This window comes from Saccharopolyspora sp., from assembly GCF_017434145.1.
In the GTDB taxonomy this organism is placed as follows: Bacteria; Actinomycetota; Actinomycetes; order Mycobacteriales; family Pseudonocardiaceae; genus Saccharopolyspora_C; species Saccharopolyspora_C galaxeae.
On record NZ_JAFRFW010000217.1, the window covers coordinates 1 to 11,559 of the forward strand.

An 11,559-nucleotide genomic window follows, 5' to 3' on the forward strand; every position below is an offset into this window, starting at 1 on the left:
ACCCGCACCGCCTCCTCCGCCACCGCCCGCTGCGCCGCAGCCGCTGCCACCGCCGGCCGAACCCGAGCAAGCGCCCGCGCAGACCGCGGCCACCGGTGACCTTTCGCTGCCCGCGGGCGCTCCCGAAGGCGCGGTGGTCGAACCGGGCTCGCGCACGCTCGTCGTGGCGCTGCGCGAACCCGACCGGCTCGCCATGGTCGATCTCGACACCCGGCGGGTCGACGTCGTGCCCGCGCCCGGGGCGGCCCGGCACCTGGTCACCGGGCGGCCCGGCGAAGTCCTGGTGCTCGGGGAGAACACCGGGCGAGTGGCCCGGGTGGCCGTGCCGAGCGGACAGGTCCTCGGCGAGGTCCCCGTCGGCCCGCAACCGCACGACGCCGCGCAGGTCGGCGAAACCGTGTTCGTGAGCAACGAGATGGGCGGATCCGTCGGTGTGGTGCGCGACGGGCGGATGGTGCGGGAGCTGCCCGGCTTGGCCCAGCCCGGCGGCCTCACCGCCACCGGCGGGCGCATCGCCGCCGTGGACGTCCGCGGCAACCGGCTGCACGTGTTCGACGCGTCGACGCTGCGCGAGGTCGCGGTGCTGCCGGCAGGTCTGGGGCCGAGCCACGTCCGGCCGATCGGCGAAGGCCGCGTAGCGGTGGCCGACACGCGCGGACATGCGGTGCTCACCTTTTCGATCACCGGGCGGCCGCGGCAGCTCGGCGCCGCACCGCTGCCCGGGCGGGCGTACGGCCTGGCAACCGACCCGGCGCGCGGCAGGGCGTACGCGACCTCGGCGAACACGAACCAGCTCGCGGTGCTCGACATCCGGCCGGACGGGACGCCCGCCGCGCCGCGGTTGCTTCCCGCGGTGCAGCAGCCCAACGACGTCGCGGTGGATCCGCGCAACGGCGACGTCTGGGTGGTCGGCACTGCTCGGGCGGAGCTCCAGGTGCTGCCCGCCGCGCGTCTGAGCGGATGACCGACGGTGTCGACACACTTGCCCCGAACAGCGGAGGACCCCCACGCCAGGGGGAGGAGCGCGGGGGTCGGAGGGGATCTCCACAGTCGCTGACCGGGGGTGTGTCAGCGACCTGATTGTGGCACGCGCTCCCTGATTTGGGGAGGGATTCGCGGAGAACCGCACCGCTTGCGCCGGACCCGTTCCCTCTGGCGAAACGCGCAGCGCCGCCGACCGCTCGCGGGCGCCGGCCACCGCCCGTGCGTCCGATGTGGATCGCTTGTCGGGTGTCGCCGGAGCGGGCTCGCTGGGTGATTCCGAAGTGGATCGATCAGAGCGTCTGATTACGCAGCGTCCTAAACGAATCACTCTGTGGGGGGCTGCGGCTGTTGACAGCCTGTGGATAACCTGCGGCCGAAACCCGAGCCGGGGAGGCGTCATGTACGGGTCGCTGGACGTGCGAAAGTTCCTGTGGCAGCAGGAGGAAACCGCCCACCGAGGATCCTCGGCGGTGCCCGCTCCGCGCAGCGGTGAGCCCGCCCGGATCACCGCCGACCAGGTGCACAGAGCGCGCATAGCGGTCGCCCGCAGCGCGGCGGACACCGAGGACTGCCGGCTGCTGCTGGACATGCTCGGACTCGTCCCGGACGACGAGGACGGCGAGCCGCCGGTCATCCGCTGAACCCGCGGCCGCGGCCGGAAACGGTTGCGGTGTCGGCGAACCGCGCTGCGCGGTGTCGGACTCTGCTACTTCGGAGAAGCGCACCGTCCGCGGCCGCGCCTTGCTCGGCGGCGAACCCGGGAGCGGATCGGCGATCCGGCGTGCGGAACCTTCCCCGCGAGGCGTGCACCCCCCGGTCGCCCGCCTCGCGGGGGAAGGAACCGGCCGAGCCGCGCCCGGCCTGCGGGAAACATACCGCGAGGTTTCTTTCCCGTTCCGTCCAGGTCACCGCTCGGTCCCGCGGTGGTCACCGGTGTGACACGGGCACGGCGCATGGGCAGCCGACGGTGCAGCGCGGTAACTTCGCGTGGCGTAGTTGATCATCCTTTCGTGGACTGCGTCACCGCATTGGTGAATGTCACCGCTCGCGCAGCGGCGCGGTCCACGTTCCAGCCGCCGGAGCCGCGCCATGCCCCAGCAGCGCCGGGCGCAAGTCACCCGTCGTGCCATCGTCATCGCTGCTGCCGAGGAGTTCGACCGCACCGGCTACGAGGCCACGCCGTTGAGCGCCATCCTTCGCCGCAGCGGCGTCACCAAAGGCGCGTTCTACTTCCACTTCCCGTCGAAGGAGGCGGTAGCCGCCGCGCTGGTCCGCTTCCAGTCGCAGGCGTGGTCGAAGGTCTGGCAGCGCTGGACCGAACGCGGACTCGACCCGCTGACCACCGCGGTCGGCATCGTCGACGAGGCGGTGCGGATCCTGGAGCGGGACGTGGTGATCCGCGCGGGCACGTAACTGGCGCAGCGCGACAACGGCTCCGCGCTGGACTGGGAGCAGCGGCTCGGAGAGCTGTTCCGGCGTTCCGCGCAGCGCGGCCTGCTGCGTTCCGGGGTCGATCCGGTGGCGGCGACCCGCGTGGTGCACGCGGCCCTCGTCGGCGTCCGGGTGCTCGGCGCGCAGCGACGCGCGACCGGCATGACCCAGCAGATCGGCGACGTGTGGCGGGTGATGCTCGGCGGCATCGCCAGCGCGGAGTGGCTGCGGGAGAACCCGTCGGTGAGCGCTCCCCCCGCCGGCCGCTGAGAGCGGCGTCACACGATCCGGTTTTTCGCCGCGGAGCGCCTCCGAAGCGCTCGCCGACCCCGCTCGGCCACCTCCGCCGGCTGCCCGGCGACCATCGAAGCACCCCGGCTGAGGAGTGAAAAACGCTGGTCAAAGCGCTACCATTAGGCATTGTCGCGGCCGCTCCGGCGGCCGCGGGAGGGCGGCCCGCGCGCAACGGACCCCCCGGTTTGGAGCCCGCCAAGGTCGTGTCGTAAGCTTTAATCACTCCGAACGGGGCGCCCCGCGAAGGGAAAGCCGGTAGGAGGCAAGGCCGGGTCGGTTCCGAATCGGCCAAGCCCCCATCGTCTAGCGGCCTAGGACGCCGCCCTTTCAAGGCGGTAGCGCGGGTTCGAATCCCGTTGGGGGTACGCTACAACAGCACATGGCCCAGTGGCGCAGTTGGTCAGCGCGCCGCCCTGTCACGGCGGAGGTCGCGGGTTCAAGTCCCGTCTGGGTCGCCAGAGCGATCGGCTGAGGAGCCGGGCGCCACGGCCAGGTAGCTCAGTTGGTACGAGCGTCCGCCTGAAAAGCGGAAGGTCGGCGGTTCGACCCCGCCCCTGGCCACCGCTCAGACCAGCCAAAAAGCCCCACCGGTTGCCGGTGGGGCTTTTTCAGGTCTTCGTTTGAGGTCTCAGTCGCTTCCCCAAGGAAGGCGTTCAGCCTGCCCGCCGCGTCTAGCCGGATCTCGTCGGTGGCGTAGCGCTTCTTCATCGACAACGTCGACCAACCCATCATGTCCATGACGGTCCGGTCGGGGACGCCGAGGACCAGCGGCTGACGCGCCCTGAGCTGAGCACCGATTCCGGTGGGCCCGCTTGTTTCGAATTCCGCCAATGTGCGGGGCTGCTTGGAAGCGGGCGCCTGTGCTCGGCGCGGCTGATCATGCGGTGTGCGTGGTGGGGGAAGACGTGCTGAGCGCTGATCGGCCGCCGGTTCACTGCACGCGGGTCTCACGGACGGACGGGGAGATCGTGTACTTGTACACCCAGACGCCGTGCGGACGCTGGTGATCCTTCACGTACCACGCGGGGGTTTCATCGGCGGGTTCCGAACCGTCTCGCGGCACGGGCAGCGGCGATAGCGGAGCGCCGTCGGCCCCGGCAGGCAGCGTGATCTCCCGGCCGTCCTCGGGGCCACCGAACAGCTCGATCCGAGTGTGCAGGTCCACGGGTGATCCCTCCCAGGGCTGGAGTCTTGCGTGCGGCCACCGGATGAGACCGCGGGCGGCGGTGACAGGTTCCCTTGTCCACACAAACGAGTGAGCATCCGCAAAGTTGCGCGAGAAAGTGAATTACCCCTGAAAGTAGGACGCCCCCGCGCTCAACCGGCCTGGGGGTCACCGGGAGTGCGGGGGCGATAAGTCCACCCCTGGGGGTCAGGTGGACGCCTTCCAGGTTACTTGGTGGTATGCCGAATGTCTCTAGGTGCAGAGATCTTTTTTCCACGAGCCCGGTGTGCAACATCACACGATCGGACTAGCGAACCGGACCAGTGCGAGCGCCTGATCGTCGTGCCGTTTCGGTCGCGGCCAGCGGGTTCCGTCCGGGTCTGCGTCCTCGGCTGCGCGCACTCGGTCCAGCACGGCTCGGGGCCCGGCACGGGACGCCTCCTCGAGCATCGCCGACCAGTCCTCGTAGCTGCCGTACTCCTGCACTCCGCAGGACACACCGTCGGTGGCCGCCAAGGCCGCTCGCACCGCAGGCCGCGGCCAGTCGGCGCGGGCGGCGTGGAACGCTGCTTCGGGGACTGCCTCGGCGACCCAGAAACCTCCGTCGACATTGCGCCAGCGGGACGTGCGATCCATCGACGAACCCAGCGCGCGGCGGTGCCCTGCGCCGAATCCGCCGCCGGAAAGCAGGCGTTCGCGGTAACCGCCGCCGCTGCCCAGCGCCGCGAGCTGGTCGTCGATCACCGGCTGCGGGCCGTCCCCGGTGAACACCACGATCGGGCTGTCCGCGAGAACCAGGGCCTCGACGTGGTCGTCGTCCCAGCGCAACAGCGATGCAGTGCTCGAAGGGGAGGCGCCGGGCCGGAGTTCCCAGGTGTCCGCCACATCGCTGATCGCCTCGGCGAGCACATCCGCCAGGTCCGCGCCCGGAACGGCCAAGCGCGGCCGCAACGCCTCGGCGAGCTGCGCGGCGTACCAGCCTCCGGAGCGTGCCGCCGGGTTCAACGACGTCGCGCCGTCGAGCACCGCCACCGCGTTGGGCAGCACCAGCACCACGTCCTCGCTCCGGCCGGGTCCGGAGAAGTGATCACCGGCCTGTTCCGCGACTTCAACGCTAGGCATGGTCCGATCGTCCGCTGCGGCGCACCGCGGCCAACGGCAGCAGCGACTGCGTGAGAACCCCGATCAGCAGGGCGTACACGACGGTCCCGACGCCGACGGAACCGCCCAGCAGCCACCCGGCGGCGAGCACGACGAGTTCGACAACGGTCCGCGCCACCCGCACCGACCAGCCGGTGCGCGCGTGCAAGCCGGTCATCAGGCCGTCCCGCGGCCCGGGGCCGAGCCGGGCGCCGACGTACACCGCAGTGGCCGCGCCGTTCAGCAGCACTCCCCCCACCAGCAACGCGAGCTGCCAGACCAGCGCGTGCGCCTGCGGCAGCACGGCCAGCGCCACATCCACCGACCCGGCTACGACCACGACGTTGGCGACGGTGCCGATGCCCGGTCGCTGCCGCAGCGGCACCCACAGCAGCAGCACGATGATGCTGGTCAACGCCGTGACAGCACCGAAGCTCCAGCCCAGCCGGTTGGTCAGCCCGTCGTGCAGCACGTCCCACGGCGACAATCCGAGCCCGGCGCGGACCATCAACGCCATGCTCGTGCCGTAGAGCCAAAGCCCGATCAGCAGCTGCGGCAGCCGGGTGGCCGGGCGCACTCGCACCGGTATCGGCGAAAGATCCACCTGAGCCGTTGTCGAAGTCATGTTTCGAGAGGTACCCGGGTATTGGTACCGAATACGAGGTCCAATCTGCAATTATTGGACCCATGTCCCGCGTGATCGGTCGAGTCGGCGCCCGCGGTATCGCGGACCTGCTCCAGGACTGGCACTCCGGCCGCCCCAGCTCCCGCGGCCTGCACCGCGCCGTGCGGCGGCTCGTCCTCGACGGCCGGTTGCCGCCCGGTACCCGGCTGCCTGCCGAGCGCGAGTTCGCCGAAGCGCTCGGGGTGAGCCGCACCCTCGTGGTGCGCGCGCTGGAACTGCTGCGCGAAGAGGGTTTCGCGGCCAGCAGGCAGGGATCCGGTTCTTGGGTCCGGCTCCCCGGCGACCGCGCGAACCCCGATCCGGGCGGCTGGCCCCCGGCGACCGGCGAGTTCATCAACCTCGCGCAAGCGACGCTGCCCGCGCCACCGGAGCTGACCACTGCACTGGATCGCGCCCGGTGCCTGCTGCCCGAGTACCTCAGCGGGCACGGCTACCAGGCGTTCGGCCTCCCCGAGCTGCGCGAACTGATCGCCGCGAGCTACGCGCGCCGCGGCCTGCCCACGAACCCGCAGCAAATCCTGGTGACCAACGGCGCCCAGCACGGCTTCGCGCTCGTGCTGCGCGCACTGGTGTCTCCGGGTGAACGGGTGCTGGTGGAGCACCCCACCTACCCGAACCCGCTGCAGGCCATTCGGGGCGTCGGTGCCGAGGCGGTGGCCGTGCCGATGCTCGCGCAGGGGTGGGACCTCGAGTTGATGTCGGCGACGCTGCACCAGGCCAACCCGAAGCTCGCGTACCTGATCCCGGACTTCCAGAACCCGACCGGCATCCGGATGGGCGCCGACGGGCGGGAACGGCTCGCCGGGATGCTGCGCCGGACCAGAACTCCCGCGGTGATCGACGAGACGTTGGTCGATCTGGACCTGACCGACGGCGAAGCGCCCGCGCCGGTGGCCGCGTTCGACGAGGGCCGGGTGATCACGCTCGGGTCGGCGGGCAAGTCGTTCTGGGGCGGTCTGCGGCTGGGCTGGGTCCGGGCGCCGGAGGACCTGGTGCAGCGCCTGCTGCTGGACCGGGCTGCGGTGGATCTCGGCAGTCCAGTCCTGGAGCAACTGCTGCTGACCGAACTGCTCCGCGAGCCGGAGCCGGTGTTGCGCCGCAGACGCGAAGAGGTGGCGCGGCTGCGGGATGTCTTGATCGCCGAGCTGGCGGAGCACCTTCCCGGCTGGCGGTTCCGCGTTCCGGACGGCGGGCTGTCGTTGTGGTGCGACTTGGGTTCCCCGGTGAGCAGCCGGTTGGTCGTGGCCGCCGAACAGCACGGGCTGCGGCTGGTTCCGGGCAGTCGGTTCGCGGTGCAGGGCTCGCTGGATCGCTATCTGCGGTTCCCGTACACCCTGCCAGCGGAGGAACTCCGGCAGTCGGTGCGGCGGATCGCGGCGGCGGCCGCGCCGCTCGGCGGCACCAGCGGTCCGTGCCCGCTGGACGTTCCGGTGAACTGACGCCCGGCGGTTCGCCCTCCGGCACGGCCCCTCGTCGTGCCGGAGGGCGACCGCGGGCACCCCGGTGCCGCAGGGGCCGTGCGGCACCGGGGCCGGGGCTTCCGGGCGAGTGACACGTCAGGTCAACAGTCGCTCGTCCGGAAAGCGCCCCCGATCCCGTCCGGCCGGGCGCAGGCGGCGGGACGGGAGACTGCGGTTGCGATGTGCGCGCCGGAGGCCCGGCCGGACTCCGGTTCAGTCGGGTGCGGCGGACGGTTCGACCAGAGCGATGCCGCGCAAGGCGGGCGGCTCGGCGTGGCCGCCCGCGGCGCGGGCGGGCCCGGATAGCCGGACTTGCGCGGGCAGGACGGCGTGCGGTCCGCGCAACTCATGTCCCGGCGCGGACGAGGTAGGTGCGGTGATCGTGCTGGGTGCGGGTGGCGGTGGAACCGGCGACGGTTGAGGTGGCGCCTCGTGGTGCGCTTCCGGCGTTTGCACGGCGTCGGGCGGGCTCCACGCGCTGTCGGCGTGGCCGATGTGTTGCTCTGCCGGACGTGGAGCGACGGCCCGCGGTGGAGCCGGAACGGGGACTTCGGCGTTCGGGCTCGGCTTTTGCGGTGTCAGGGACGTGGTCGCCGGTGGTGCGGAGTTGTCCGGCGAAACGGGCTCGTCGGCCTGCTCGGCGTCGCGCGCAGGTGCCGTGACTTCCTCGCCGAGCGAGGCGTCGATCGGTTCCTGCACGGCCGTGGCCAGCTGGACGTCGGGTTCTTCGACTCGGACTTGCTCGACTTCCGGGGAGCGCGGTTCGGCGATCTCGATCTCGTCCGGCTGCGCGGCTTCGGTTCGCGCGGCGATGTCCGGCATGGCTTCCTGCACCTGCGCGGACACGTCCGGCAACCGTTCCGGCTCGGCCGCCGCGACGCCGGTGCCGAGCAGCCAGGCACCGGCCGCGATGCCCGCGGCGGCGACGGCCCGCGTGGTGCAGGCGCGCAGGCGGGACCAGTGCCTGCGCCGCGCGCAGCTACCGGTCACCTGCACCACCGCCAATTTCCGGCTGCCTGTTTCCTGGCGGCCTGTTCGTCGACTGCTGTCGTTCCGGCTGCTCGGCCGCGGTCCCGGCGGACCGCCTTCTCCGGCCGGCCCGTCTGGCGGCCGGAGCCCGGAACAAGTGGGATCAATGGTCCCCCGCTACAGGATGGTCGGGAGCCCACACCGGTTTCAACCACCCGTACAGGCGGTCTACTGAAGCCGTTCGCAGCGCAGATCACGCGCGTACCGCGACGAGATCCGCACCGCTTGCCACTACGGTGTGTCCCGAGTGGACGAACCCGGTGACCGACCGCACAGTGTCCGCTGTGGACTCTACGATCGGAGGCCGGTTCAGCGCCGCCGAACTGGGCCGGAACTGGGCGCACTACGGCCACGACGTCCTGGTGCACGACCAGGGCGGCCCCGCGGAATGCCTGGTGCGCCGAGGTGAACTGGTCGTCGCGCGGGACTCCCTCGACGCGGCGTTGTCGCGGGTGCGCCGTTGGGTCGATCGGGTTCAGCAGGACGACGATCTGGAACTTGCGCGGATTCGCTTGCGGCCGTCCGAGCGGGATCGCTGCGTGGACATCGCCTGCGACGTGCCGGACGCCTGCGCGAACCACCTGCACATCGGTTCGCCGGTCATGTTCGGCACGCCGGTGATGTTCGGCAGCGGGGTGGAGCCGGACCCGGCGCCGCCGGTCCCCGAGCCCTCGGACCAGCACTGGGACGTGACCGTGGGCGTGCTGGACACCGGCTGCGACCCGCATCCCTGGTTCGCCGGGCGATCTTGGTTCGAGGAGGTGCCGGAAGTCCTGGACGCCGACGACGACAGCGATCAGGACCGCCAAGCGGGGCACGGAACATTCGTGTCCGGTGTGGTGCTGCGCCACGCGCCGGGCGCCGCGATCCGGGTGCAGAAGGTGCTTTCCTCGCTGGGGTTCACCGACGACATGACGGTCGTGGCCGGACTGCGGGCGTTGCGCGCCGATGCCCGGCGGCGCGGTGAGCCGGTCGGCGTGGTCGTGATGACCTCCGGCTGCCACACGCCCGACGACGAATGCCCACCGGTGTTGCGGGCGGAGATCGAGCGGTTCGCGGGCAGCGTGCTGGTGGCGGCTGCGGGCAACCACAGCTCGTCGCGGCCGTTCTGGCCCGCCGCGTCGCCGCGGGTCCTGGGGGTGGCCGCGGGCGACCGGGAAGGTGGGCTCGCCGAGTTCTCGAACTCCGGCGACTGGGTCGATGCGTGTGCGCCGGGCGTGGACGTGGTGAGCAGTTTCGTGCGGCTGCGGCCCGGGGGCGAGCGCGACTACGGCTTCGCGCGCTGGAGCGGGACCTCGTTCGCCGCACCGCAGGTCGCGGCCGCGGTGGCGGCCGCACTCCGGGAAGGGCGGAGCAGGGACGACGCGATCAGTACCGTCCTCCGGCGGTACCCGGTCGAGGGTTAATTGGGGTGGGGTGAATCTGATCGGCGGTCTCGCCCCTCTTAATCGCGAGAAGGCGATCAAGAGGGGAGGTGCCCGATGCGTGCCGTGCAGGACGGTTCCGATCCGGCTGGGGAGCCGGAGCTGATGGAGCGGGCGGCGGCCGGGGACCAGTTGGCCTGGCGGGAGCTCGTGGACCGCAACAGCGCGGTCGTGTGGGCTGCAGCCAGAGCGTATTCGCCCACGGTGACCGATGCGGAAGACGTGTGCCAGGCGACGTGGCTGCTGCTCGCGGAGAAGCTGGGGAGCGTGCGTGATCCCCGTGCGTTACCGGGATGGCTGGCCACGACGGCGCGGCGGGAGGCCGTCCGGTTGTCGAAGGCGCGGCGTCGGGAGTCACCGGTCGGATTCGAGAACGGGATCCTGGACGTGGTCGACGGGGGCGACGGGCCGGAGAGCAGCGCGCTGCGCTCGCTGACGGTTTCCCGGATGTGGCAGGCGTTCGCGCAGATGTCGTTGCGGTGCCAGCAATTGTTGCGGGTGGTCGCGGTGGCGCCGGATGCCAGCTACGAGCAGGTCGGCAAGGCCCTGGGGATGCCGCGGGGCAGCATCGGCCCGAAGAAGGGGCGGTGCCTGGCGGCGCTGCGGGAGCAGCTTTCCGGTGGCTCGGTTCCGGAGGAGGCCGCCGGATGAGGACGCGGAAACCAGCGGAGCTGCGCGTGTTGGACGATCTGTTCCACCAGTGCGATCCGCCACCGGGACGGATGCTCACCGCCGCTTATGCAGCCGTGGGCCGGGCGCACGGTTTCGAAGATCCGTCGGGGTTGGAGCTGATCGGGGACTCGGCCGACGAACCGGCCAACACCCGGCTGCACGGCGCCGCGTCTCGGACGCGGGTGCTGACGTATCTGATGCCTGGGCGGATCGTCGAGGTCGACTTGGTGCCGATGGTCGGTGGGATGCTCCGAGCGTCCGGGATCGTGCTCAACCAAGCGGGCGATGGCGTTCCGCAAGGTGAGGTCGTCCTGCGCTGCGCCGATGATCAGCACATCGCGGAGCTGGACGAGAACGGCCGGTACGGTGCGGCCGATCTGCACAGCGGGCCGTTGAGCGTCGTGTTCCGGCCGGCGGGCGCGGCGGCGCCGGCCGTGGCTGATTGGCTGGTCTGTTGAGCGCGGGGACCGCCGTCGCACCGGCGAGGATCTCCGAGTCGTCGGTGCTGTGGTGGCGGGATCGGGTCGGTGCGGACCCGGCTGGCGCCTTGCGCGTCGCCGAGGAAGTGCTGGCCACTGCCGGGGATCCGCAGCTGCGAGTGCTCGCCAGGCACGTCGCCTGCCTGGTCGCGGTCGAGCAGGGGCGTTCGTCGGACGCGCGGCAACACGCCCGGCTCGCTCTTGCGGCCGCGCTCCGCGCGCGGCTATGGGATCGGGCGGCGCAGGTGCGGCTGACCTACGCGTGGACCGAGTTGGACCGCGGTGATCCGGATGCGGCGTGGCAGCACCTGCTGACCGCGGAGCCGCACCTGAGCGGCGGTGACCTCGCGAGGGCCACCTGCCTGCGCGGCCTGCTGCGGTGCCAGGAGGACCGCTATGACGAGGCGGTCCGCAACCTGTCCGCGGCATTGCCGCGGTTGACCGGGCACAACGACCACCAGTGGGCGGCGAATGCGCTGGTCGGGCGCGGGCTGGCGCACCTGTACCGTAACCGGCTCGACGAGGCGGAGTCGGACCTGGCCGCGGCCGAACGGACGTTCCGCACCCATGGCCGGGTCAACCGTGCCGCGTTGTGCAGGCACAACCGGGGCTGCGTGGCGTTGCGGGCGGGAGATCTGCCGCGCGCGTTGCAGCTGTTCGACCAGGCGCGGGTGCGGGGCGTGGACCCCGACCAGTGCCCGGAGGTCCTGGTGGACCGCGCGGAGGCACTCGCAGGCGCAGGTATGCACGAGCCCGCGCGAGCCGAGCTGCTGCGAGCGGCCGACCGGCTGGAACG

The 11,559-nt window shown here is 71.6% G+C and carries 13 protein-coding genes and 3 tRNA genes; 12 read left to right on the forward strand and 4 right to left on the reverse strand.

The window, feature by feature from the left end; translation table 11 throughout:
• From IJH84_RS06210 to IJH84_RS06240, 7 genes are all read left to right on the forward strand, one after another.
• On the forward strand, window positions 1-964 hold a 964-nt coding region (locus IJH84_RS06210), incomplete at its 5' end, for a YncE family protein (RefSeq protein WP_295141374.1).
• A gap of 418 nt (window positions 965-1,382) precedes the next feature.
• On the forward strand, window positions 1,383-1,625 hold the full coding sequence (locus IJH84_RS06215; protein ID WP_200068856.1) for a hypothetical protein: 243 nt from the start codon (window positions 1,383-1,385) through the stop codon (window positions 1,623-1,625).
• Window positions 1,626-2,073: 448 nt separating this feature from the next.
• The gene (locus IJH84_RS06220) at window positions 2,074-2,397 is read left to right on the forward strand and encodes a helix-turn-helix domain-containing protein (RefSeq protein WP_295141378.1); all 324 of its coding nucleotides are present in this window, start codon (window positions 2,074-2,076) and stop codon (window positions 2,395-2,397) included.
• Window positions 2,398-2,502: 105 nt separating this feature from the next.
• The gene (locus IJH84_RS06225; protein ID WP_295141383.1) at window positions 2,503-2,685 is read left to right on the forward strand and encodes a hypothetical protein; all 183 of its coding nucleotides are present in this window, start codon (window positions 2,503-2,505) and stop codon (window positions 2,683-2,685) included.
• A gap of 316 nt (window positions 2,686-3,001) precedes the next feature.
• Window positions 3,002-3,074: transfer RNA gene (locus IJH84_RS06230), tRNA-Glu, on the forward strand.
• Window positions 3,075-3,090: 16 nt separating this feature from the next.
• A tRNA-Asp gene (locus IJH84_RS06235) sits at window positions 3,091-3,167 on the forward strand.
• Between the two features lie 29 nt (window positions 3,168-3,196).
• A tRNA-Phe gene (locus IJH84_RS06240) sits at window positions 3,197-3,270 on the forward strand.
• 370 nt (window positions 3,271-3,640) lie between these two features.
• Here IJH84_RS06240 and IJH84_RS06245 read toward each other — a convergent pair.
• The 3 genes from IJH84_RS06245 to IJH84_RS06255 all read right to left on the reverse strand — a co-directional run bounded on the left by IJH84_RS06245 (window position 3,641) and on the right by IJH84_RS06255 (window position 5,639).
• Window positions 3,641-3,874: a hypothetical protein gene (locus tag IJH84_RS06245; protein ID WP_200068885.1), complete on the reverse strand. Its 234-nt coding sequence runs from the start codon at window positions 3,872-3,874 to the stop codon at window positions 3,641-3,643.
• A gap of 294 nt (window positions 3,875-4,168) precedes the next feature.
• Window positions 4,169-4,996: a hypothetical protein gene (locus tag IJH84_RS06250; RefSeq protein WP_295141386.1), complete on the reverse strand. Its 828-nt coding sequence runs from the start codon at window positions 4,994-4,996 to the stop codon at window positions 4,169-4,171.
• The gene (locus IJH84_RS06255; protein ID WP_295141389.1) at window positions 4,989-5,639 is read right to left on the reverse strand and encodes a hypothetical protein; all 651 of its coding nucleotides are present in this window, start codon (window positions 5,637-5,639) and stop codon (window positions 4,989-4,991) included. Before IJH84_RS06255 ends, IJH84_RS06250 begins: the two co-directional genes overlap by 8 nt.
• A gap of 62 nt (window positions 5,640-5,701) precedes the next feature.
• On the opposite strand from IJH84_RS06255, the gene IJH84_RS06260 reads away from it, so the two are divergent.
• Window positions 5,702-7,138, forward strand: coding sequence for a PLP-dependent aminotransferase family protein (locus IJH84_RS06260; RefSeq protein ID WP_295141392.1), 1,437 nt, complete (start codon window positions 5,702-5,704; stop codon window positions 7,136-7,138).
• 234 nt (window positions 7,139-7,372) lie between these two features.
• Here the strand turns inward: IJH84_RS06260 and IJH84_RS06265 are convergent, their stop codons facing one another.
• Window positions 7,373-8,149, reverse strand: a complete 777-nt coding sequence (locus IJH84_RS06265) for a hypothetical protein (RefSeq protein ID WP_295141395.1) — start codon at window positions 8,147-8,149, stop codon at window positions 7,373-7,375.
• 323 nt (window positions 8,150-8,472) lie between these two features.
• Between IJH84_RS06265 and IJH84_RS06270 the strand changes: the two genes are divergently transcribed.
• The 4 genes from IJH84_RS06270 to IJH84_RS06285 form a co-directional block, all read left to right on the forward strand.
• Window positions 8,473-9,594: a S8/S53 family peptidase gene (locus tag IJH84_RS06270; RefSeq protein ID WP_295141398.1), complete on the forward strand. Its 1,122-nt coding sequence runs from the start codon at window positions 8,473-8,475 to the stop codon at window positions 9,592-9,594.
• A gap of 75 nt (window positions 9,595-9,669) precedes the next feature.
• The gene (locus tag IJH84_RS06275; RefSeq protein ID WP_233626944.1) at window positions 9,670-10,263 is read left to right on the forward strand and encodes a sigma-70 family RNA polymerase sigma factor; all 594 of its coding nucleotides are present in this window, start codon (window positions 9,670-9,672) and stop codon (window positions 10,261-10,263) included.
• Between the two features lie 26 nt (window positions 10,264-10,289).
• Window positions 10,290-10,742 carry a hypothetical protein gene (locus IJH84_RS06280; protein ID WP_295141404.1) on the forward strand — a complete coding sequence of 151 codons (453 nt, stop codon included), beginning with the start codon at window positions 10,290-10,292 and terminating at the stop codon, window positions 10,740-10,742.
• Window positions 10,739-11,559: tetratricopeptide repeat protein (locus tag IJH84_RS06285; RefSeq protein WP_295141407.1), on the forward strand; the 821-nt coding region annotated here is incomplete at its 3' end. The genes IJH84_RS06280 and IJH84_RS06285, both read left to right, overlap by 4 nt.